The sequence below is a fragment of the Streptomyces sp. NPDC056061 genome (genome assembly GCF_042266885.1).
In the GTDB taxonomy this organism is placed as follows: Bacteria; Actinomycetota; Actinomycetes; order Streptomycetales; family Streptomycetaceae; genus Streptomyces.
In genome coordinates this window covers 82,257-104,183 of the sequence record NZ_JBHJWQ010000008.1, presented here as the reverse complement: position 1 = coordinate 104,183, position 21,927 = coordinate 82,257, and the positions used below count along the sequence as shown (strand labels likewise).

The window sequence follows — 21,927 nt, the reverse complement described above, 5'->3', positions numbered from 1 at the left end:
CGGTGGCTGCTCCGTCCGCCGCTTGCCGTTACTGTCCTTCCTCCGCCGGTGGCTGCTCCGTCCGCCACCTGGCGATGCCGTCCTTCCTCCGCCGCCGATCCCGGTTCCTTCCTGCACCCGTCCCCCTGCCGCTCCTCCTCCTTCGGACTGCCCGATGACTTTGCCCGACACCGACACCGACACCGACACCGCCGCGAGCACGGCCGGCGCCGATCGCACCTTCCAGGTGGATCTGCGCGGCCTCGTCGATCTCCTCTCCCATCACCTCTACTCCAGCCCCCGCGTCTACCTGCGCGAACTTCTGCAGAACGCGGTGGACGCGCTGACCGCCCGGCGTGGCCTCGAACCGGACGCCCCCGCCGACGCGTTCGGCATCCGCCTGTACGCCGACGGTTCGGTGGTGCGCGTCGAGGACGACGGCGTCGGTCTCACCGAGGCCGACGTGCACACCTTCCTCGCCACGATCGGCCGCAGCAGCAAGCGCGCCGAACAGATCACCGAGCAACGCGGCGACTTCATAGGCCAGTTCGGAATCGGCCTGCTCTCCTGTTTCCTGGTCGCGGACGAGATCCACGTCGTGAGCCGCTCGGCCCGCACCCCCGGCGCCCCCGCCGTCGAGTGGCGGGGGCGCGGCGACGGCAGTTACACCGTCCGGACCCTGCCCGTATCGGCCCGCCCCCGGCCCGGTACCACCATCACGCTGACGCCGCGCGGCGACGCGGGCGAGTGGACCCGGCCGACGCAGGTGCACGCGCTGGCCCGGCACTTCGGTTCGCTGCTGCGCCACCCGGTGACCTTCGACGACGGCACGGGCGGCACGGGCGGCACGGGCGGCACGGGCGCGCCCGTCAACCCCGAGCCCGCACCCTGGGCACGTACGTACCCCACCCCGGGCACCCGTTCCCGCGCCCTTGCCGCGTACGGCGAGGAGGTCTTCGGGTTCACGCCGCTGGACACCATCGAGCTGGACCTGCCGGCCGTGGGCCTGAAAGGCATCGCGTGCGTGCTGCCCGAGGCGGTGCCGGCCGGGCGCCGTCACGGCCACCGCGTGCACGTCAAGGGCATGCTGCTGTCCGAGCAGGCCGAGGAGATCCTGCCGGACTGGGCGTTCTTCGTCCGCTGCGTCGTCGACGCGGAGAGCCTGCGCCCGACGGCGTCCCGCGAGTCGTTGTACGAGGACGACACGCTCGCCGCCGTGCGCGACGCCCTCGCCGAGCAGTTGCGCGCGTGGATCGCCCGTGCCGCCGCCGGTGACCCGGACCTGCTCGCCCGCTTCCTCCGGGCCCACCACCTCGCCGTGAAGTCGCTCGCGGTGCACGACGACGAGATCCTGCGGATGCTGCTGCCCTGGCTGCCGTTCGAGACCACCGACGGGCACACCACCCTCGACGAGTTCGCGCGCACCCACCGCACCGTGCTCGTGACGTCGAGCGTGGAGGAGTTCCGGCAGGTCGCGGCGATCGCCTCGGCCGCCGGACTCGGCGTCGTCAACGGCGGCTACACCTACGACCGCGAACTGGTCCACCGACTGCCCGAGATCAGGCCCGAGGCCGTTGTCGCCGACCTCGACCCGGCGACCCTCACCGCGCACCTCGACCCCGTCGACCGCGAGACGGAACTCGCCGCCGTTGCCTACCTCGCCCTGGCCCGCGACGCCCTCGCCGTCTTCGACTGCGACGTCGCGCTGCGCACCTTCCAGCCCGCCTCCGCCCCCGCCCTCCTCGTCGACAGCCGCGAGGCCCGGCACGAGCGCACGCGCTCCCAGCTGGCCCGCGAGCAGGAGGGCGGGCTGTGGGGCGACATCCTCGGCGCCCTGCGCCAGGAGGCGCCGCGGGCCCAGCTGATCCTCAACCAGCTCAACCCGCTGGTCCGCACCGCCGTCGCCATCGAGGAGCCCGAACTGGCCCGCACCAGTGCCGAAGCCCTCTACGGGCAGGCCGTGCTGCTGTCCCGGCGACCGCTGAGGCCCGCCGAATCGAGCCTCATCAACCGCTCCTTCCTCGACCTTCTCGCCCACGCCCTCCGCAAGGACAGCTGACGATGCCCACCGCACCCCGTCCCCAGAGCACCGACGAGCTGTACCAGGCGCTCCAGGAGAACGACCGGCGCCCCTACGGCCGCACCCGCACCATCATCGCCGAGGAACTCGTCGACGCCGCCGAGCAGTTCGCGGAGCCCGTCCCGCTGGTCCACGCGCTCTTCGAGCTCCAGGAGGCGTACACCTACGGCTCCGAGCCCCGCAAGTCGCCGGTCGTCTTCGCGCGCCTGCTCACCCTGTTCGACGAGCAGCCTGACGTCTTCGACGAGCGGCGGCGCCACACGTTGTTCTGGCGGTTCAAGTGGGTGTCCAACGCCCTGCGCGAGCTGCCCGAGATGCCGCTTGCCGCTCTGCGCCAGTGGCTGACGGAGATGCGCGACCGGTACGAGAAGGCAGGTCTGGGTCTCCAGCCCTACTACGGGGAGGCGTACCAGCTCGCCGCCCACGTCGGCGAGGACACCGCCCTCGCCTACGAGCTGTGGGCGGGCCGCTCGCGGACCCGGCTCAGCGACTGCGAGGCATGCGAGACCTGCGAGCGCGCCCTGTACCACCTCGGGGCGGGCGACGACGAGCGGGCGCTGGACGTCTGGGAGCCCGTCCTGGCCGGGACGGAATCCTGCCAGGAGGAGCCGGCCCGTTCCGTCTCGTACGCGCTGCTGCCCCTGCTGCGTACCGGCCGCGCCGACGTGGCGCGCGAACTGCACCTCGCCGGATACCGCAGCTGCCGCCGTAATCCCTCGATGTCCGGGGAGATCGGCCGGCACCTGGAGTTCTGCGCGCTGACCGGCAACGAGGCACGCGGTCTGGAACTCCTCGCCGAGAACCGCAGCCTGTTCGAGGAGGTGGACTCGCCGCTGGACCTGTTCGACTTCCTCACCGGCGTGGAGGTTCTGCTCCAGCGCGTCGAGGTCCTCGGCCGCGGCGGCCTTCCCACCGCCGGATACGCGGGCCGCACCTGGACGGTGGCCGGTCTGCGCGCCGAGGTGCGGGGGCGGGCCGACGACCTCGCCGCCCGTTTCGACGCCCGCAACGGAACCACGGCCCATGCCGACCGCCGCAGGGCCCGCCTGGACCGTGCCCCGCTCCTGGACGCGCTGGAACTGACCCTGCGCACCCGCAGCCTCGACGATGTGACCCCGGCCGCCCCGGTTGCCGCACGCACCCCCACCCGCGCGACCGCCGACGTCCCCCAGGCGCTGCCCGAACTCATCCTCCGGGCACGGGCGTTGGACGCGCAGGGCCACCCGGACGCGCAGGCGTGCTGGGCGCGGCTGCGCGGGCTGGTCGCCGCTCGCGACTACACCCACCCCGACGACCCGGCCGTGGGCCCGTTCGCACGGCTGCGAGCGGACCTGCTGAGCGAGGAGGCGGGCCGGACGGACCGGAAGGAGGGGTTCGCCGAGGCCGCCGCCCTCCACGAGGAGGCAGCGGACCTGTACGCCGACGCCGGGGTGCCGGGGGACGCGGCGTTCGCCCGTGCCTGCGCCCTGGTCTCCGCCGCCGAGGCGTCCGCGGAGGGTGCCGACGGTGCCGGGGCGAAGGCCGCCGCGCTGACCGCCGCCCACGCGTCGGTGGTCCGCCTGCACGAGGAGACGTCCGACCTCGTCCCCTACATCGAGGCCCGGCTGCTGCGGCTGCGGGCGACCGCGCTCGGCATGCGCCTGCAGACGACGGGGAACGAGGAACACGTCGCTCCGGTCCTTGCCGAGGTCGACCTGCTGCACGCGTTCGCCACCCGGCACGACATCGGCGGGCAGATCGCCAACGCCCAGCTGCTGCGGACCAGCACCCACGCCATCTCCGGCGACCTGCCCGCCGCGGCCATCGAGGCCGACGGCCTCCTCGACCGGCTGAGGACACACGGACCCGCCTGGCACCTGCCCCGCGCACTCGTGCTGCGCGGCAGGCTCCGGCTCGGCCTCCGGGACGTGCAGGGCGCCTATGCCGACCTGACCGAGGGACTGCGTCTGGCCGGTGACTGGCCGGCCGACGTGGTGGACGCGGCCCGCCTCCACGGCACGCTCGCCGAGGCATGCATGCACCTCGGCCGCCCCGACGACGCACTGCGGCACCTGACGCGCTCGGCGGAACTGGACCTGCGCCACGGCAGCCGGACCGAAGCGTTCTGCACCTACAGCAACGCCGCCCAGCTCTGCATCGACCTGGGCCGCGTCGAGGACTGCATCGCCCTGCTCGACTCCCTCCTCACCGAACCGGACGTCGCCGCCGGGGAGCTGGACGACCGGCTCGTCGCGCAACTGCGCCTCACCCGGGCCCGCGCACTGCACGCGGGGGAGGACCTCAAGGCCGCCACGACGGAGTTCGTCGCCCTCGCCGCCGAGTCGGCGGGCTGGGACGACGACCCGGGGAGCCACGCCATGATCGCCGCGGAGACTGCCGTACTCCTCGGCGAGGCCGGAGAGTTCGGCCGGGCCCGGGAGGCCGTCGGGCAGGCACTCGCGGCCCACGCCCGGGACCCGCGCTACGAGCAGCTCAGCAACTGCCTGCGCGAACTCGCCCGCCTCCAGGCCCAGCAGCAGGGCCCCGAGGGCCTGGCCGGTGCCCTCGGCCACCTCGCCGACGCGGGCCGGATCGCCGACGAGGCCCGTGCCGCCGAGTACGAGGCCCGCGGCCGTTCCCTGGACACCGCCCTGGCCTACGAACACGGGCGGGTCAACGCCTACGCCGGTGAGTACGAGACCGCCCTGGCCGCCCTGGAGAAGGCCCTCGCCCTGCTCGGCGAGCCGGGACCGGAGGACGACCGCGCCGGTGAATGGGCCGAGTGCGTCCGCCTCGCGGGTGCCGTGGAGGGGATCTACCTGGAACGCACCGCCCCCGCCCTCACCCGCCTCGACGCGGCGGTCTCCCGCCTCGCGGCCCTGGGCCACACCGAGGAGACCGAGCCGCTGAGCTCCTTGGCGGCCGATTTGCGCGACGAGGCGTGACGCGACCGGGGCCGTGTCCCGTTCCGGCGGGCGACGCGGGGGCGTCGACGGCGGCGTGACACGGCCCCGGACAAGGCGGCGGAGACACGGAAACATTGACCCCATAACGCGGAGGGAGGGGGAGAACGGGATCTCCTGGCAATGACGTGTACGCGGCTACGTTGACGGCAAATCCCCCGACGTCAAGGAGAGTTCCGTGGAGAGCGCCATCCTCCGCAGACGTGCCCTGGCCGCGTGTACCGCCACCGTGGCCATCGGCGCTCTCGCGTTGGCCGGTCTGACCGGCACCGCGTCCGCCGACCCCGCTGCCCCGCTCCCGACCCCCGCCGCAGATGCTCAGCAGCTCTCGCCCGGCCTGCTGAAGGCGATGCACCGTGACCTCGGGCTGACCGAGTCCCGGGCGCGCGCCAGGATCGGCCGGGAGGCCCGGGCCGCGGTCGTCGCCGCGGATCTGGAGCGTTCCCTCGGTGCCGACTTCGCCGGGGCCCGGGTGAGTGGCGACACCGCAGACCTGACCGTCGCCACCACCGATGCCGGCCAGGCCGCCCGGATCGGCAATGCCGGTGCCGAGGCCGTCGTCGTCGATCACAGCCTTGCCGAACTCAACACGGCCAAGGCGGCGTTGGACAGGCAGGCATGGCGGCAGGCGCCCAGCGGCGTGCCCGTCTGGTACGTCGACATCGCCTCCAACCGGGTGGTCGTCCAGGCCGCCGACGTCTCGGCCGCGGACGCCTTCCTCGCCGCCGCGGGTGTACGCGACGGCCTCGTGACGGTGCGTCGGACCAGTGAGCAGCCGCGCACGTTCGCCGACCTCCGGGGCGGTGACGCCTACTACATGAACGGGCAGGGGCGCTGCTCCATCGGCTTCCCTGTGAGGCGCGGTACCCAGTCCGGCTTCGTCAGCGCCGGTCACTGCGGCACGCCCGGGGTCAGCACCAGCGGCTACAACCAGCAGGCACAGGGCTCCTTCCAGGGGTCCACCTTCCCCGGCCGGGACTACTCCTGGGTCGCCACCAACGCCAACTGGACGCCGCGCGCCCTGGTGAACGGCTACGGCAACGCCGACGTGACGGTAGCCGGGTCCACCGAGGCCATCGAAGGCGCGTCGGTCTGCCGCTCCGGATCGACGACCGGCTGGCACTGCGGAACCGTTCAGCAGCGCAACACCAGCGTCACCTACCAGGAGGGCACCGTCTCCGGGGTGACCCGCACCAACGTGTGCGCCGAACCGGGGGACTCCGGCGGCTCGTTCATCTCCGGGAGCCAGGCGCAGGGTGTCACCTCCGGCGGCTCGGGCAACTGCTCCCAGGGCGGCACGACGTACTTCCAGCCGGTGAACCCGGCGCTCCAGGCGTACGGGCTCACGCTCGTCACCAGCGGCACCCCGACCGACCCGCCCACCAACCCGCCGACCGGTGGCACCTGGGCGGTCGGGGCGAACTACAACGCGGGCGATGTCGTGACCTACGGCTCGGACAGCTACCGCTGCCTCCAGGCGCACCTGGCGCAGACCGGCTGGACCCCGGCGGACACGCCCGCTCTCTGGCAGCGGATCTGACGGATCCGAGGGGCCCGAGGGCCTGGCCGGTCCGAGGGACCCGGTGGATTCGACGGGTCCGGATGCGCCGGAGGAACCAGGCCCCCGAGGGGTCGGAGGCCTGGTGGACCCGAGGTTCCGGCAGGGTCCCGGAGGGACCGGGGTCCACCTCCGGTCATCGCGCCGCCCGGCTCGCGCTTCGGCCTCCCGGCCGGGCGGCGCGTACCACCCCGTTGCCCGCTCGCCTCCCGGTGCACCCCGGTGAGCTCTTCCGCGGGCCCCGCCGCAGCTTCTCCGCGGCTTCGGCCTCTCCGCTCGATGTCATGCACGTGCCCTTCCCCCATACCGAGGAATCAGCCATGACTCCAGAAGTGCCCGAAGGTTCCGGCGACGACCGCCGGATCAGCCGCAAGACCCTGCTCAAGGCCGCGTTCGTCGCGGGCGCCGTCCCGCTGCTCGCCGGTGGTGGCGTCGCACTGGCCCGCGACGCCGGAAGCAGCGGCAAGCCCCTCGCACTCACCCCGGACTGCGACGACGGCGACGGTCCGACCCACGAGCAGATGGAGGGGCCCTACTTCAAGCCCAACTCCCCGCTCCGCACCAGCCTGGTGACCGCCGGTACCCCGGGTGTCCCGCTGACCGTCAGCGGCTATGTCTTCGGGCGGTCCTGCAAGCCGATCCCGGGAGTGCTCCTCGACTTCTGGCAGGCGGACACCAACGGCGCGTACGACATGAACGGGTTCGCCTTCCGCGGCCACCAGTTCACCGACCAGTCCGGGGCCTTCTCCCTGACCACGATCGTCGCGGGGCTGTACCCGGGCCGCACCCGGCACATCCACGTCAAGGTCCAGGCGCCCGGTTCGCGCATCGTGACCACGCAGCTGTACTTCCCGGACGAGCCGCGCAACAACACGGACATGCTCTTCGACCCGGCACTCCTGATGAACGTCAGGGACATCGGTTCCGGAAGGGAAGGGACCTTCGACTTCGTCCTCGACGTCGAGCAGGGCCCGACCAACCCGCCGACCGACCCGCCCACCGACCCGCCGACCGGTGGCACCTGGGCGGTCGGGACGAACTACAACGCCGGCGATGTCGTGACGTACGGCGGGGTCACGTACCGCTGTCTGCAGGCACACGCGGCCGCGCCCGGCTGGGAACCGCCGAACGTGCCCGCGCTGTGGGAACGCGGCTGAGAGCTGTCCGGCACCTGCACGTACCGGGCAGCGCGGCGTGCGCCGGGGTGTTCTCGCGGGGTGCGCGTCGCGCTCGGCCCGGACCGGAACGTCTTCCGGTCCGGGCCGAGCGCGTTCGTGCCGGGGGCGCCCACGCGTCCGCGCCGGGGCGGGCGGTTTCCGGGCGCTTGCGGGTTGCTTCCGGTTGCTTCCGGTTGTTGGGGGTTGTTCCGGGCGGTGGGCAGGGGCGGGGCACGGGGCGGCCGGATGCCGTCCGGGCGGTCGGGTGCCCGACCGCGGAGTAGCCTGGGGGTACGGCTTCCCGGCGAGGTGAGCCGGTTCGCGTCGCCCTGCACGTCGAAGGGGGCCGGTTACACATGGACACGCTGATCAATGTCGTGATCGTGCTGGCGATGATCGCGGTCGCGGCGTTCGTCATCCACCTGCTCAACACCCGGCATCGGCATCAGCATCTGCGCCCCGCGCACTACGATCACGGCCTTGCCGGTTTCGGGGACGGCTCCGGGAGCGGCCCGGCCACCGGTCGGCACCCGGAGCCGGGGACGGCGACTACTTCGCGTCCGAATAGCGCCGAACCACCGCCGTCGTGAACGGAAAACGCACCGGTGTCTCGCCGAAGGCGGTCCGGCCTGCCGTGCTGCCCGCCGCGCGGATCGCCGCCACGACCGCCTCCGCCTCCTCCTGCGGACAGTGGACGATCACCTCGTCGTGCTGGAAGAAGACCAGCTCGGCACGGAGACCCGCTGCACCGATCGACCGGCGCAGCGCCGCGAGGAGCAACAGGGCCCAGTCGGCGGCACTGCCCTGCACCACGAAATTGCGGGTGAAGCGCCCCCGCGCGCGGGCGTCGGACGAGGCGTAGCCGGGGGTGAACCCGCCGTCGGTGGAGGGCTGGGTGTCATCCTCCTGCGGAATACCGGCCTCGTCGGCTTCCCCGCTCCCGGCCGCGGGCGGACTGGTGCGGCCGAGCCACGTCCGCACCAGGCGTCCTTCCTCGCCCGCCTTCGCCGCGTCGTCGACGTACGCCACGGCCAGCGGGAACCGCCGGCGCAGGGCCGCGAGGTTCTTCAGGCCGTCGCCCGAGGTCTGGCCGTAGATCGCGCCCAGCAGGGCGAGCTTGGCGTGCTCGCGGTCGCCGTGGAAGGCCCGGTCCGACAGGGCCGTGTAGAGGTCGCCGTCATGGCCCGCGACCTCCATCAGCCCGGGGTCGCGGGAGATCGCGGCGAGCACCCTGGGCTCCATCTGGTCGGCGTCCGCCACGACGAGGCACCAGCCCTCGTCGGCGACGACCGCACGCCGTATGACCTTGGGGATCTGGAGCGCGCCCCCGCCGTTGGTCGTCCAACGGCCGCTGACGGCGCCGCCGGGTTGGTACTCGGGGCGGAAGCGGCCGTCGCGCACCCAGTCCTGGAGCCAGCCCCAGCCGTGCGCCGTCCAGATCCGGTACAGCTTCTTGTACTGGATGAGAGGTTCGACCGCGGGGTGGACCAGGCCCTCCAGCTCCCAGCGCCGGGTGGACTTCAGCTTGATTCCGGCCCGGGCGAACGCCTTCACGACGTCGGCGGGGAGATCGGGGCGGACCCGCCTGCCGAAGGCGGCCGAGATCTCGTCGGCGAGCTCGGCCAGCCTGCGGGGCTCCCCGCCGCCCGCGTACCGCTCGCCGAGCAGCTCCTGGAGCACTTCCCGGTGCACATCGGCGCGCCAGGGGAGACCGGCACGGTTCATCTCGGTGGCCACCAGCATGCCGGCCGACTCGGAGGCGGTCAGCAGGCGCATCCGGCCCGGGTGGGCGGCGGACTCGTGACGGCGGAGCTGGTCGGCGTAGACCTGGAGCAGACCGGTGAACGGCAGGTCCGTGCCGGGGCGTGGTTCGAAGAGGGAGGGCTGCGAGCCGGGCTCGGCGGCGCGGGGCGGGGGATCGGGCGGCACGGGGGCGTTGTGCCGGCGGGCATGGGCGGCGGCCGCGGAGCGGGGCTCGCCCAGCCGGCCCTCGTGGGCGAGGAGGAGCGACTCGGCGGCCTCGATGTCGTAACAGCGGTCCACGGCGACGCCCGCCGCGAGCAGCCGCGGATAGATCTCGGCGGTGGACCGCCACACCCAGCGGGCGACCTGCGGCCGGGAGCGGACGGCCGCCACGGGGTCGGGCTCGGACCGGACCGGGGCGGTGGGCAGGCCGGAGGCGTCCAGCGGGGCGAGGAGCGCGCCGCCGGTCTCCGTGATGGCCAGAGCCCAACGTTCGGTCATGCCGCCGAGTCTGGCACCCGGTACTGACAACGGGCGGGACACCGCCCAGGCGTGGCGACGACGCCGCCCAGGCGTGGCGACGAGGCCGCCCAGGCGTGGCGACGACGCCGCTCAGGGGTGTGGCGATGACGTCGCTCGGGTGTGGCGGTGGCCCGCGACGACTCGGCGGCCTCGTCCCGTCGTCGGCAGGGGAGGGGCCCGGCACGTCGCCGTCATGGTGGGCCCGCCCCGGGGAGGGGCCCGGCCCACGGAAAGGATTCGGCCGCCCACGGGAGGTGCCCGGTCCCGTTCACCCGTTCCGGGCCCTCGGGGCCTGTCGGCTCCGAGGGCCCGGGGGCTTCGGGACCCGGTGGCGTGTCACGCCTCGGATTCCGACGTCCAGGTGCCGAGCGATATCTCGGCGGTGATGCCGGGACCGAAGCCCGCCATCAGACCGCGATGGCCGTCCAGGGCCGATGCTTCGTCGAACATCCGGCCGAGGGCGTCGAGGACCACCGCGCTGGCTATGTTGCCGTACTCGGTGAGCGTCGCGCGGCTGAAGCGGAACGCTTCGGGCGGCACGTCCAGGAAGCGGCTCAGGTCGTCCAGGATGCGCGGCCCGCCCGCGTGGATGATGTAGAAGTCCATCTTCCCCGCGTTCCACTGGTGTTGTTCGGCGACCGCGTTCAGCGCCGGGGCGAGGGGCTCCATCGTGCCGGGCACACGCTTGTCGAGCTGGAAGTGGAACCCGGTCGACCGGACCGCGTAGGAGATCCAGTCCTCGGTGTCCGGGATGATGTACGAGCCATTGCGCTCCAGCCGGACGCCGGTGCCCCCGCTGCCCCGGAGGACGACGGCCGCGATGCCGTCGCCGAACAGGCCGTTGGACAGCAGCGAACCCACACCCAGATCGGTGGGCTGGTAGCAGAGCGAGCAGAACTCGCAGGCGACCACCAGCACATTGGCGTCCGGATACGCCGTGCAGAAGTCGTGGGCCCGGTTGACGGCTGCGCCCCCCGCGGCGCAGCCGAGCTGGGCGATGGGCAGCTGGCGGGTCTCCGGCCGGAAGCCCATTTCGCCGATGAGCCACGCGGTGGGCGGCGGCATCATGAAGCCGGTGCAGGAGACGTAGACGATCAAGTCGATCTGCCGCGGCTCCAGTTCGGCCTGGTCGAGCGCCCGACGCACCACTTGCGGAACGCGCGCCTTGGTGTGCTGCTCGTAGGTGATGCTGCGGGCGTCGAAGCCCGGGTGCTGGAGCACCTTGTCGATCGGCTGGATCAGGTGCCGCTTCTGCACCCCGGTGTGTTCGATCAGACGAAGGACGAGATCGATCTGCGGATGATCACCGTGCAATCGTCGAGCCAGTTCGAGGGTTTCCTCGTTCGTGATGACGTACTCGGGAACCTCGATCGCCGGCTTGCAGAGAACCGCCATGGAACTCCTCCTAGCGGATGTGGTCCACGCGACCGGGCCCGGACGATGTGAGGGGTGACCGCCGACGGCGGGAGGCGGCGGGGGCGGCGGGAACGGCCACCGCGGCCCCGGGCGCACGGCGCCCGCGCGATGCGGGGCAGCAGTGCGGGGGAGGGGTGGGGTTCCCGCGCCGGTTGCGATTCCCCTGGAACGGGCGCGGACGGGCCGACCGTCCGAAGACTGTGTTCTTGCCGTCGTTCTTGCCGTCTCGGGCGGATCCTGATCCGCCACGGCTTGGTGGCCGTCGGGATCACGCTACGGCAGGTCGATCGGGGCCGCATGTCGGGACGCCACACGGCCACAGCCACGGCCCGTGCGCACTGTTCGCGTCCAGTGTTCGCGTCCACGGCCCGCGCTCGCGTCCGCCGCCTGTGCTCGCGCGTACTGCCTGCGCCCACCGCCTGCGGCCCGCCCCCATGGCCCGCGTCCGCGGTGCGCGGTGGGTGCGGGTGGCGGGGCGGACCGCGGCGGGGCGGCCGAAGCGGGGCGGGAGGGGGCGTTCGGGACCGGGCGTCCGGGTTGCCGGGCCCCCGGCCCCGGCGCATCATCGATGACGGCCGCCGCCGGGGGCGGGTGCCGCACGGCCGGCATCGTGGTGACGGGCGTTCGCGACCGGCACCGGGGTGCGGGGCGGTCGCGCCACGGTCACCAGGTGACGGGGAGTTCGAGGGGATAGCGCCAGATCGACGTCCTGTTCCAGCGCACCTCCTCGGCGGGCGTCGCCAGCTTCAGTGCGGGGAAGCGCCGCAGCAGGGTGCCGATGGCGACCTGGAGTTCCGTGGTGGCGAGCGGGGCGCCGAGGCAGTGGTGACCGCCCCACCCGAAGGTCATGTGGGACGGGCCCTCGCGCTCCAGGTCGAGCTCGTCCGGCCGGTCGAACTTCCGGCCGTCGCGGTTGGCGGTCAGATAGGAGACGTGCACGATGTCCCCCTTCCGGATCAGCACCCCGCTCAGCTCCACGTCCTCCAGGGCGACCCGGGGGATGCCGACCCCCTTGCGGAAGGGGATGAAGCGCAGCAGCTCCTCCATGGCCTGGGGCAGCATCTCGGGCCGCTCGCGCAGCATGGCCAGTTCGTCGGGCCTGGTCAGCAGCGTGTAGGCGAGGTTCCCGATCTCGTACGTGGTGGTGTCCTGGCCGGTGATGAGCAGGACCATGGCCATCACGGTGAGTTCCTGGTCATTGAGGATCTCGTCGCCGTCGCGTGCCGTGGCCAGCGTGCTGATGAGGTCGTCGCCGGGGTTCGCCCGGCGCTCCGCGGTCAGCTTCTGGAAGTAGGCGCGCAGATCGGCCTTGGACCGCACCGCGTTGTCCCGGTTCTCGACGGTGGTGTCCATCATGGTGCGGGCATGCGTCCGCAGTTGCGCCTGGTCCGACTCGGGGATGTCGAGGACCTCGCAGATGGTGATCAGCGGCAGCGGGGCCGCCAGGTGCGCGAAGAGGTCCGCGGGAGCGCCGTGCTCCTCCATCCGGTCCAGCAGCCGGTCCACGACGTGCTGGGTGCGCACCTTCATGCGTTCGATGTGCCGGGGCGCGAACCCCTTGGAGATCAGGCTGCGCAGCCGGCTGCTTCCCGGCGGGTCCATCACGTTGATCGCTTCGTCCTGCACGATCGGCTCGGGCGTCATGCGCGGGAAGTTGCGGCCGATGATGGCGTGCCGGCTGAATCTCCGGTCGGTGGTCACCGTGCGCACGTCGTCGTATCCGGTGACGAGCCACGCGTCGCCGTCGCCATGCGGCAAGCGGATGCGCGAGACGGGTTCTTCGGTCATCAAGTGCCGGAGGACCGGGTCGAATTCGAGGGCCTCGGCGTAGTCGAACGGGCAGAGCCGGGCGCCGGTGGCTGGTTCCATGCGGAGCTCCAGGGGGAGAAACTGACGGGCGGTTCGGGAGGGGTGGGGTGGACGGGACATGGGTGCCCGGTCTCCCGCACGGGCACGCGCCGCCCGGGGCCGATTGGTCCATATGCGGAACGGATTCCACAGCCCGGGGTGTCCGGGGTCGCTGGACCGGCGGACCTGTGGACCGGGCGTACGGGCGTGGCGAGCGGTCGGGCGGTCAGGCGGTCGGGCGGTCAGGCGGACGGGCGGTCAGGTGGTCGGGCGCGGCGGCTCAGCCGAGCGTGCCCGGGACGACGTCGGTCGCGTCCAGGGCGGAGCGCGCCGTACGGGCGAGCGCGACGCCGTCGCCCACGGCCCAGAAATGGGTGAAGAACAGGCGGGGGTCCTCGTCGAGGTGGTGGTTGTGCAGCTCGACGAGCTTGATCCCGCCGCGCCGCAGGGCCTTCAGTACTCCCGGGACCTCGGCGGCGAGCATCGCACAGTCCCCGCTGAGCGCCGCCCGGCCGCCGCCCAGCGGCTGGAAGTTGAACGCACTGGTCGATCCCAGGCCGGACGGCAGGATCAGGTGCCCGTCCGCGATCGTCTCCCGGCGGACGAAGAGGACCTTGTAGAGACCGTCCTCGACGGACCCCTTCGCGCCCAGCACCGCCTCCATCCGGTCGGTGTCCAGATCGACCGGGGCCGGTGGCAGCGACGGCCGGGCGGGCGGGGTGCCGGTGCGGTCGAATCCGGCGCGCAGGCCGCGGGCCATCGCGACCGGGTCGTACCCGTGCGCGTGGACATGGGTCCACCAGATGTCGGGGGTCTGGGCGAGCAGGTGCTTGTGGAGCGCGGTCTGCTGGATACCGTGCGCCAGCCAGGCGTCGGTCACCTGCTGCAACTCGTCCTCGGCGACCACCACGTCACCCATCACCATCGTGCTGCCATCGGCGTAGCGGACGAAGGCCACGTGCGTGCCGAGGGCGAGGCCCGCGGTGACGAGCACGCCCTCGGAGACCACGTGCAGGTCCCGCCGGGGGAAGCCCGTGTGGTAGATCGTGTCGCGCAGCATGTTGCCGGGACGGCCCAGGGCCCTTGCCACGCCCGCCCAGTCCGCCAGGACGGTCGGCGCCGGTGCGACCCGTTCGTGGTGCCCCGGCCCGGGGTGGGGTGTGGGCCCGGCGGGCCGGCCGGGCAGGGCGTGTGCGGCGGGGGTCGGCCCCGCGACGGCCAGTGCCGGCGCGAGCGCGGCCGCCGCCGTCAGTACCCGCCGCCGAGAGGTGGCGGTCCGGGCGGGCCCGTGCTGCTGCCGTGCTGCGGCCCGCTTCCCGGCCGCGCCACCGGTCTCGGCCTCGGCGGTTTTCCCGGCGGTGTTCCCGGTTGTGTCATCGGTCTTCACGTGATCGCCTCCCATGACCGGATGAAATCACGCGAAAACGGCATAAAAGCACGGAAGTAGATGCCGTGTCAGGAGTTCGGGCCGGATGGACCAATCGCACCGTCGGCGGCCCGTCGAACGTTGCCCCGGGTGCCGGGTGCCGGGTGCCGGGTGCCGGGTGCCGGGTGCCGGGTGCCGGGTGCCGGGTGCCGGGCGGCGGGTCGGGCCTCGGGTGTCGCGCGGGGAGAATGATCTGTCCGTCGGTGGCTCTCTCACTCACCCACCCACCCGCTTCCGCGGGGACGACGCACGCGCGGCAATCGAGCGGAGGTGCGATATCCACAGGCTGTGGACGGGGCTGTGGGTGCCCCGTGGCCACGGGGCACCCGCCCACCCGGAGTCCCCGCCCGGGACGTGCCGCCCCCGGGACGTGCCGCCCCCGAAACGTCGCCCCGCGCGGCCGGTCCGGAGCCGGTCGGCCGCGGGTGTCCGGTACCCGGCGCCCTGCCTACGCTGATCCCATGGAATCGGTGATCGACAAGGCGTTCGCGGCGGCCCTCTACTCGGACGGCGACGCCGGACTCGACGCCGGGGCCTCGTTGCTGGCCGCCGATCCGGGGGCCGATGCGGAACTCGCCCGTCGGGGCGAGGAGTTCGTCCGTCGCGCCTGGGAGCGCGGCTGGCAGCCGGCGGATGTCGTGCGCCTCGTCCGCCGTGAACTCGACGAGACCGCGGCGGGGCTCGTCGCCGGGCTGATCCTCTCGGAGACCCGGCGGTACGAGTCGTTGCCGCCCCGATGGGGCTCCCAGCTCGACGGGCTCCCCAACGTGCCGCCCCGGAACCGGCCCGACCGGTTCTCCTACGCCTCCGCCCTCCTCGGGCTGTACCGGCTGCTGCTCCGGCTTCCCGCGATCGAAGCGGTGGGGCCGCCGCCCGGCGCCTCCCCGCTCGGACACCACCTGCCGCCCGCGCCCGGCGCACCCCGCATGCTGACCCGCATCCGCGCCCTGCTGGCCAAGGCGGAGGCGACCGGCTTCCCGGAGGAGGCGGAGGCGCTGACCACCAAGGCACAGGAGCTGATGGCCCGGCACTCCATCGACGAGGCCCTGCTCGCGGCCCGCACCCACAGCGGCGAGGCGCCGGGGGCGTGCCGGATCGGCGTCGACGCCCCGTACGAGACGGCGAAGGCGATCCTGCTCGACGCGGTCGCCTCGGCGAACCGCTGCCACGCGGTGTGGAACGGTGACCTCGGTTTTTCCACGGTGGTCGGCTTCGAACCGGATCTGGAGGCCGTGGAACTGCTGTACACGTCCCTGCTGGTGCAGGGCACGGCGGCGATGACGAAGGCGGAGGCCGGGCAACGGGCCGGTGGGCGTCGGCGCACGAAGACCTTCCGGCAGTCCTTCCTGATGGCGTACGCCCAGCGCCTGGGGGTACGGCTCGCCGCCGACACCGCCCGGGTCACCGCCGCCGAGGCGGACGCGGAGACCGGGACGGGAGCAGGGGAGGGAACGGAACGAGGAGTGTCGGAGTCCCGCCTGCTTCCCGTCCTCGCGGCCCGCGACCTGGCCGTCACGGATGCCGCCGAGCGGATGTTTCCGCAGACCACGACCACCCGGGTCCGGGGCGTCACCGACCTCGACGGATGGCACGACGGAACTGCCGCCGCGGACCGGGCCAGGACGGGTGCGCCGGGGCCCGGAATCCACGACGGGCGCGGGGCCCGCCCGAAGCGCGGCGGGCGGAGGTGACGGACGGGGGCGGCGGACAGCGGCGGCGGGCGGGGTGACGGGGGATGCGGACGGAGCCGGGGGCGGACGAGGGTTGCCTCATTGCTTATGCGTTATTGCGGCAAATCGGGGCGATCGGGGCATTCCGGATAGTCTCTGAGGTATGAGCTGGCTCCGGGCGCTGAAGGAGACCGCCCACTCGGGGCTGACGATCGAGCGGCGGCGTCTCGAACCGCTCGTCGCGATCCGCGGGGCGGCCGGGCTCGCCCTGGTCATCGGGATCAGCCTCGCGTGGTTCGGGCCCGTCGTCGCCGCGAGTTCCGCGTTCGGCGCGTTCCAGGCGGCCATCGCCTCGTTCCAGCGCAGCTGGCGTCCCCGGCCCGTGCTGGCCCTGGTCTCCGGGGCGAGCCTCGCCGGGTCGACGTTCCTCGGCTACCTCACCGGCTCCCATGTGGTGCTGTTCCTCGCCCTGCTGGTGCTGTGGACGTTCCTCGCGGGGCTGGCCTGGGCGGCGGGGCCGACGGGCGGACTCATCGCCTCCTCCAACGTGGCGATCATGCTGGTGACGGTCACGTTGCCCACCTCCGTCGCGAACTCGGCGGTGCACGCCGGGATGATCCTGTTCGGCGGGGTCGTGCAGGCGGCGCTGATCGTGTTGTTCCCGGTCCGCAGATGGGGCGCCCAGCGCGATGCCCTCGCCGACGCCCTGGCCGCCGAGGCCGACTATGCCCGTCGACTGCTCCACGACCCGCTCGCCCCCTTCGACCCGGTACCGCTGATGACCGCCCGCAGCGCCGCCGCCGTCACCCCCTGGCAGGCCCGGCGCCGCCCGCCGGAACTGCGGGGGTCGCGCGGGGTCGCCGAGCGGATCAGGCCGGTGCTCGCCTCGCTCGCGGACCCGGCGATGGGGGTGCCGGACGAGGGGCCGGAGCGCGACCGGGTCCGTGAACTCCTCGGCGCCGCCGGTTCCGTGCTCGATTCGGCGGCCCGCGCGATCCGCCACGGCGACCCGGTGGAGCTCGACCCGTCCGCCGTCGCCGCACTGCGGACCCCCGATACCCGTTCCCTGCTCACCGGCCCGCCCCGCCGCGCCGCCGGCCGGCTCGGGACCCTGCTCTCCGACGTCATCGAGACCGCCGAGGGCGAGGGGACGAAGGAGGAGGCCCGGACCGAGAGGGCCGTCGAGGACATCAGGACGGCGGGCGGGGAGACGTCCACCGCATCGCACCGGCGGGCCCCCACGCTGCTGCGGCTGATCCCCGTCGTGGTGCGGGCGATGCGCGCGGAACTGCGTCCGGGCTCCCCGATCCTGCGGCACGCCGTGCGGGTCGCCGTCGTGGTCGCGGTCGGCTATCTCATCGGCACCGCCCTGCCGTTCGGCCACGGCTACTGGGCGCCGATGGCTGCCGTGATGGCGATGCGGCCGGAGTTCTCCCAGACGTACGGGCGGGCCGTGGCCCGCTTCGGCGGCACGATCGTCGGGGTGCTGCTCGCCACCGTGATCGTCCGGACCGCCCATCCGGGCCTCACCTCGTCGGCGGTGCTCGCCGTGTGCTGCGCCCTGCTGATGTACCTGCTGATGCGCACCGGGTACGTCGTCGGCCAGGCGTGCGTCTCGGCGTACGTGGTCTTCCTGCTCGGCATGGCGGGCGACAGCTGGTCGCAGACCGCGTCGGAGCGGGTGGTGCTCACCCTCGTCGGCGGCCTCCTCGCGATGCTCTCGTACGCGGCCTACCCGGCCTGGGAGACCCCGCGGCTGCGCGGCAGGCTCGGGGACTGGTTGAAGGCGGACGGGCGGTACGCCGCCGCGGTCGTCGACCAGTACGCCGAACCGGTCGAGCACGGCCACGACGACGTCCGTACCGCTCTGCTCGACACTCGCGAGGCCCGGGTCGCCTGGCAGGAGGCGGCGGCCGCCGCCCAGCACGAACCGGTGCGCAGCCGCGGTCTCTCGCGCGCCGCCGCGGACGACACCGAGCACGCCCTGGCCGAGTTCGGCCGGGTCGCGATGTTGCTGGAGGCCCATCTCCCCGGCGGTGGTGCCACCCCCGTGCCGGAGGCGGCGGAGCTGGCCGGGGCGCTGCGCCGGGCCACCGAACGGGGCGCGAAGGAGGTGCGGGAGCGGCGTGTGCCGGATTGGGCGGAGGTGCGTGAGGCATTGGCGCGGTGGGACGCACGGCAGCGGGCGGGCGAGAGCGGGGCCGCCCCCTTCGTGCGGAACGGGGCCGGCCTGCTGCTCGAAGCCCTGGAGGAGTTCTCCCGGGGCCTGGACCCGCACCCGCAGCAGCGGCCGGGCCGGTGAACGGCCCTGGACGCCATCGGCGGAACACCGGTCCTCACCGGCTACCGGACCGCCGACAGCCCGACCGGACCGTCGGCAACTCGACCGGTCGCGGGGGCCGCTCGGCCGCAGGAGTTCGTCCGATCCGTGGGGACGTGTCCGGCCGGACGGCCCGCAGGGACGCATCCGGCCGGAGAAGGGCTCATCCGGCCGCAGCAGGGCTCGTCCGGTCGCCGAAGCCTCCGCGACCGCGCCGATGTGGTGGGCCGTCAGGAAGCCGGCAGGTCCGCCGGGCCCGGCAGATCCGGGAGGCCCGACGGGAGCGCGCCGGGCGCGGTCTTCGCCAGAGTGTCCTTCGTTCCGGCGTCCCACGAGATCTCGATGGTCTTGCCGTCGTTGGATGCCACCGACCCGTGGGTGCGGTCGGTGTCGCCGTCGGCGCACTTGAGCGACAGCACGACCTTGCCCGTGCTCTGCACCTCACCCGTGCAGGCGCGTTGCTCGGTGACGAGCACCGCCTTCCCGGCCGCGACGGACAGGACCACCGCCTTGCCGTCGGTCTTCCCGGCCCAGGCACCCTCCAGTGACCCGGCGTCGTTGCTCGAACCGCTCCCGGAGCCGTTGTCGGCGGGAGCCCGGCCGGAGTTCTCGGCGCCGGATCCGTGGTCCGTTTCGCTCTTTCCGCCGTCGCTGCCGCAGCCGGTCAGCACGAGTGAAGCGACGAGGCCGGCGGCGATCACGACGCCGGAGCGCACGACATTCCTCATCTGGAATTCCCCCTTGTTGCGACAAAAGACCGCGCCACGTTACCAGCGCGAGTCGACGGGATGGGTGGCCCGACTCGGGGTAAGCGGTGTCATGAGGCATCCCCAAGCCCTCTTCCTGCGTCTGAAACTGTAATCGCGGGAACACCCCGCGTGCACGTGCATCCGCTCATGCATCTGCTCATGCAGCGGTATCTGGAACAAGGTTATGATCCGAGACAGTTGACACTTGCACCTTGTAACTCGGGGAGCGTCCTGTGCACCACGTGTACAACGGCATGGCGGCCACAGAGCTTCGCGGAGTCGTCTGGCAGAAGAGCAGACACAGCAACTCCCAGGGATCGTGTGTGGAGTTCGCGAAACTGCCCGGAGGAGATGTGGCGATGCGGAATTCACGCCACCCCGACGGGCCGGCCCTGGTCTACACACCCGCCGAGATAGAGGCATTGCTGCTCGGGGTGAAGGACGGCGAGTTCGACCACCTCGTCGCAGGCGGCTGACCGCAGGTATCAACGCGCTTGCAGAGTACGGAAGTTCCATCCGGTGCGATGAGGTGCGCCGGATCTGCGCCGCCCGTCCCGCAGCCCTTTCCCGCCCGCGCCGCCCGATCGCGGTGCTGCGGCATGCCGCGCGGCGGGAGTCCGGCGGCGGTGCGGCACATTGCGCGGCGGGCGTGCCCGGTCGTGGTGGCGCGGCATGCCGCACGGCGCCGCCCCCGTGGGCCCGCCGGGCCGGTGCTGCCGGTACGGGGTGGCGCTCAGGCGTCCGGTGCCCGGCGGTGCCGCGGGCCGACCGTGCCGGTCAGGTCCCGTCGCACAGCCGGAACAGCGCCCAGACCACCTTGCCGCGCGGCACCGCCCCCGCGGCCGTGGTCTCCGGCCCCAGGACGGGGGAAGGGTGCCAGCCCCACGAGTCGCTGAAGGACTCCACCAGGAAGAGCCCGCGACCCGACTCCGCGGAGTCCGCCGCCTCCGAGGCGACCGGGCTCTCCCGACTGGGGTCGCGCACGGCGCACACCAGGCGTGAACTCCAGCGCATCAAGTGCAGCCGTACGGGTGGTTCCTTGGGGTCCGGGGCGGTGTCCCCGGGCAGGGCGTGGCGCAGTGCGTTGGTGACGAGCTCGGAGACGACGAGGGCGACGTCGTCGAAGCGGTCGTCCAGCCCCCAGCCGGTCAGCGTCGTTCTGGTGAACCGTCGTGCGCCGCTCACGGCTTCGTAGCGGGCGGGCAAGGTGCAGGTCGCCGAGCCGGAGACGGCTGTGGGATCGATGGGTGGAAGCCCTTGCCTTAACGGCGCGAGCATCGTCGATCCAATCGTCCCCATGCGAGGCACTCCCGGGATTCGCGGCTGTATCGGTACTGCGGGGGTACAGCGGCACAACACGAACGAGCACGCAGGTGCGCGATGGCCATGGTTCCGAATGCGCAGGGCAGATGCAAGGGCAGATGCACGTGCACGCGCCCGGCCTGTCCGAGCCCGTGCCGGTTCTTGGTCATTTCTTCCTGCGGGTATTTTCACAGCTTTACGGAGCCCTTCCCTTCTGCGTAATCGAATGAGTACGGGCTGAAGCGTTTTGATGGCAGAATCCGGCACTTGGGGTTCGGGGGGACCTCGTGTCCAGGGAAGCGATGGGGAGGATCGGGCCAGTGGCGGCAGGCGAGTCGAGTGGATCTGTGGTGCGGCGCATCCTGCTGGGCTCACAGCTCAGGCGGCTGCGCGACTCGCGCGGGATCACCCGTGAGGCGGCCGGCTACTCCATCCGGGCTTCCGAATCGAAGATCAGCCGCATGGAGTTGGGACGGGTGAGCTTCAAGGCCAGGGACGTAGAGGACCTGCTCACGCTCTACGGAGTCACGGACGAGGCGGAGCGCGACGCCCTGCTCGGTCTGGCGCGCGAGGCCAACGTGGCGGGATGGTGGCACAGTTACGGGGACGTGCTGCCCGGGTGGTTCCAGACCTATGTCGGGCTGGAAGGGGCGGCTTCGCTCATCCGAGTGTACGAAGTCCAGTTCATCCACGGTCTGTTGCAGACCGAGTCCTATGCGCACGCGGTCGTCACCCGGGGCATGGGCGACGCCGCCCCCGCCGTCGAGATCGAGCGCCGCGTCGCGCTCCGGCTGGAGCGGCAGAAGGCCCTCGTGGCCGAACGCGCCCCGCGCTTCCATGCCGTGCTGGACGAGGCGGCCCTGCGCCGCCCGTACGGCGACCGCGAAGTGATGCGTGGTCAATTGCGGCATCTGATCGAGATGTCGGAACACCCCAACATCACGCTCCAGGTGATGCCGTTCAGTTTCGGCGGACACGCGGGAGAGGGCGGCTCTTTCACGATGCTCCGTTTCCCGGAATCCGATCTGTCGGACATTGTCTATTTGGAGCAATTGACAAGTGCGCTCTATCTGGACAAGCGCGAAGAAGTCGCTCAGTACGAAAGGGTGATGAATCGGCTGCACGAGGACAGCCCGGGACCCGAGGAGAGCCGGGATCTGCTCCGTGGTCTCCTCCAACTCACCTGAATCATCAGTACGATGACGATTCGACAGG

15 protein-coding genes are annotated in these 21,927 nt (G+C 72.6%); 9 read left to right on the top strand and 6 right to left on the bottom strand.

The features are described from left to right. Positions 1 to 154 precede the first annotated feature (154 nt). The 5 genes from ACFC79_RS14845 to ACFC79_RS14825 all read left to right on the top strand — a co-directional run bounded on the left by ACFC79_RS14845 (position 155) and on the right by ACFC79_RS14825 (position 8,306). Positions 155 to 2,038, top strand: a complete 1,884-nt coding sequence (locus ACFC79_RS14845) for an HSP90 family protein (protein WP_376239802.1) — start codon at positions 155 to 157, stop codon at positions 2,036 to 2,038. Positions 2,039 to 2,040: 2 nt separating this feature from the next. After that, positions 2,041 to 4,983, top strand: coding sequence for a hypothetical protein (locus ACFC79_RS14840; RefSeq protein WP_376239799.1), 2,943 nt, complete (start codon positions 2,041 to 2,043; stop codon positions 4,981 to 4,983). Between the two features lie 196 nt (positions 4,984 to 5,179). After that, positions 5,180 to 6,541, top strand: coding sequence for an alpha-lytic protease prodomain-containing protein (locus ACFC79_RS14835; RefSeq protein ID WP_376239796.1), 1,362 nt, complete (start codon positions 5,180 to 5,182; stop codon positions 6,539 to 6,541). 338 nt (positions 6,542 to 6,879) lie between these two features. Next, complete coding sequence (locus ACFC79_RS14830) at positions 6,880 to 7,716, top strand: carbohydrate-binding protein (RefSeq protein ID WP_376239793.1); 837 nt, start codon at positions 6,880 to 6,882, stop codon at positions 7,714 to 7,716. 356 nt (positions 7,717 to 8,072) lie between these two features. After that, entirely contained in the window at positions 8,073 to 8,306 is a 234-nt protein-coding gene (locus tag ACFC79_RS14825; protein WP_376239790.1) for a hypothetical protein, read from the top strand. Here ACFC79_RS14825 and ACFC79_RS14820 read toward each other — a convergent pair. The 4 genes from ACFC79_RS14820 to ACFC79_RS14805 form a co-directional block, all read right to left on the bottom strand. Beyond that, positions 8,266 to 9,960 carry a bifunctional 3'-5' exonuclease/DNA polymerase gene (locus ACFC79_RS14820; protein WP_376239787.1) on the bottom strand — a complete coding sequence of 565 codons (1,695 nt, stop codon included), beginning with the start codon at positions 9,958 to 9,960 and terminating at the stop codon, positions 8,266 to 8,268. The genes ACFC79_RS14825 and ACFC79_RS14820 overlap by 41 nt on opposite strands. 357 nt (positions 9,961 to 10,317) lie before the next feature. Continuing rightward, on the bottom strand, positions 10,318 to 11,376 hold the full coding sequence (locus tag ACFC79_RS14815) for a type III polyketide synthase (RefSeq protein WP_376239784.1): 1,059 nt from the start codon (positions 11,374 to 11,376) through the stop codon (positions 10,318 to 10,320). A 684-nt stretch (positions 11,377 to 12,060) separates the two neighbouring features. Beyond that, positions 12,061 to 13,266 carry a cytochrome P450 gene (locus ACFC79_RS14810; RefSeq protein WP_376239781.1) on the bottom strand — a complete coding sequence of 402 codons (1,206 nt, stop codon included), beginning with the start codon at positions 13,264 to 13,266 and terminating at the stop codon, positions 12,061 to 12,063. Between the two features lie 259 nt (positions 13,267 to 13,525). Then, positions 13,526 to 14,632, bottom strand: coding sequence for a DUF1259 domain-containing protein (locus ACFC79_RS14805; RefSeq protein ID WP_376239778.1), 1,107 nt, complete (start codon positions 14,630 to 14,632; stop codon positions 13,526 to 13,528). 500 nt (positions 14,633 to 15,132) lie between these two features. On the opposite strand from ACFC79_RS14805, the gene ACFC79_RS14800 reads away from it, so the two are divergent. Together ACFC79_RS14800 and ACFC79_RS14795 are read left to right on the top strand one after the other, a co-directional pair. Next, a complete protein-coding gene (locus ACFC79_RS14800; protein WP_376239775.1) occupies positions 15,133 to 16,362 on the top strand; it encodes a DUF2786 domain-containing protein in 1,230 nt (409 codons plus the stop codon). A gap of 142 nt (positions 16,363 to 16,504) precedes the next feature. Further along, a complete protein-coding gene (locus ACFC79_RS14795) occupies positions 16,505 to 18,643 on the top strand; it encodes an FUSC family protein (RefSeq protein WP_376239773.1) in 2,139 nt (712 codons plus the stop codon). Between the two features lie 248 nt (positions 18,644 to 18,891). On the opposite strand, the gene ACFC79_RS14790 is transcribed toward ACFC79_RS14795, so the two are convergent. Beyond that, positions 18,892 to 19,389: a hypothetical protein gene (locus ACFC79_RS14790; RefSeq protein WP_376239770.1), complete on the bottom strand. Its 498-nt coding sequence runs from the start codon at positions 19,387 to 19,389 to the stop codon at positions 18,892 to 18,894. A gap of 254 nt (positions 19,390 to 19,643) precedes the next feature. On the opposite strand from ACFC79_RS14790, the gene ACFC79_RS14785 reads away from it, so the two are divergent. Beyond that, positions 19,644 to 19,886 (top strand): DUF397 domain-containing protein, encoded by a 243-nt coding sequence (locus tag ACFC79_RS14785; protein ID WP_376239767.1) that lies wholly within the window; start codon positions 19,644 to 19,646, stop codon positions 19,884 to 19,886. A gap of 301 nt (positions 19,887 to 20,187) precedes the next feature. On the opposite strand, the gene ACFC79_RS14780 is transcribed toward ACFC79_RS14785, so the two are convergent. Beyond that, on the bottom strand, positions 20,188 to 20,688 hold the full coding sequence (locus tag ACFC79_RS14780; protein ID WP_376239764.1) for an ATP-binding protein: 501 nt from the start codon (positions 20,686 to 20,688) through the stop codon (positions 20,188 to 20,190). A 326-nt stretch (positions 20,689 to 21,014) separates the two neighbouring features. On the opposite strand from ACFC79_RS14780, the gene ACFC79_RS14775 reads away from it, so the two are divergent. After that, the gene (locus ACFC79_RS14775) at positions 21,015 to 21,899 is read left to right on the top strand and encodes a helix-turn-helix domain-containing protein (protein WP_376239761.1); all 885 of its coding nucleotides are present in this window, start codon (positions 21,015 to 21,017) and stop codon (positions 21,897 to 21,899) included. Positions 21,900 to 21,927: the final 28 nt, after the last annotated feature.

Excerpts from the sequence above, each read along its gene's own strand:
- ACFC79_RS14845 (WP_376239802.1), top strand. The coding sequence starts at position 155 with ATGACTTTGCCCGACACCGACACCGACACCGACACCGCCGCGAGCACG.
- ACFC79_RS14830 (WP_376239793.1), top strand. The coding sequence starts at position 6,880 with ATGACTCCAGAAGTGCCCGAAGGTTCCGGCGACGACCGCCGGATCAGC.
- ACFC79_RS14795 (WP_376239773.1), top strand. The coding sequence starts at position 16,505 with ATGAGCTGGCTCCGGGCGCTGAAGGAGACCGCCCACTCGGGGCTGACG.
- ACFC79_RS14790 (WP_376239770.1), bottom strand. The coding sequence starts at position 19,389 with ATGAGGAATGTCGTGCGCTCCGGCGTCGTGATCGCCGCCGGCCTCGTC.
- ACFC79_RS14840 (WP_376239799.1), top strand. The coding sequence starts at position 2,041 with ATGCCCACCGCACCCCGTCCCCAGAGCACCGACGAGCTGTACCAGGCG.
- ACFC79_RS14820 (WP_376239787.1), bottom strand. The coding sequence starts at position 9,960 with ATGACCGAACGTTGGGCTCTGGCCATCACGGAGACCGGCGGCGCGCTC.
- ACFC79_RS14800 (WP_376239775.1), top strand. The coding sequence starts at position 15,133 with ATGGAATCGGTGATCGACAAGGCGTTCGCGGCGGCCCTCTACTCGGAC.
- ACFC79_RS14825 (WP_376239790.1), top strand. The coding sequence starts at position 8,073 with ATGGACACGCTGATCAATGTCGTGATCGTGCTGGCGATGATCGCGGTC.
- ACFC79_RS14780 (WP_376239764.1), bottom strand. The coding sequence starts at position 20,688 with ATGCTCGCGCCGTTAAGGCAAGGGCTTCCACCCATCGATCCCACAGCC.
- ACFC79_RS14810 (WP_376239781.1), bottom strand. The coding sequence starts at position 13,266 with ATGGAACCAGCCACCGGCGCCCGGCTCTGCCCGTTCGACTACGCCGAG.
- ACFC79_RS14815 (WP_376239784.1), bottom strand. The coding sequence starts at position 11,376 with ATGGCGGTTCTCTGCAAGCCGGCGATCGAGGTTCCCGAGTACGTCATC.
- ACFC79_RS14775 (WP_376239761.1), top strand. The coding sequence starts at position 21,015 with ATGGGGAGGATCGGGCCAGTGGCGGCAGGCGAGTCGAGTGGATCTGTG.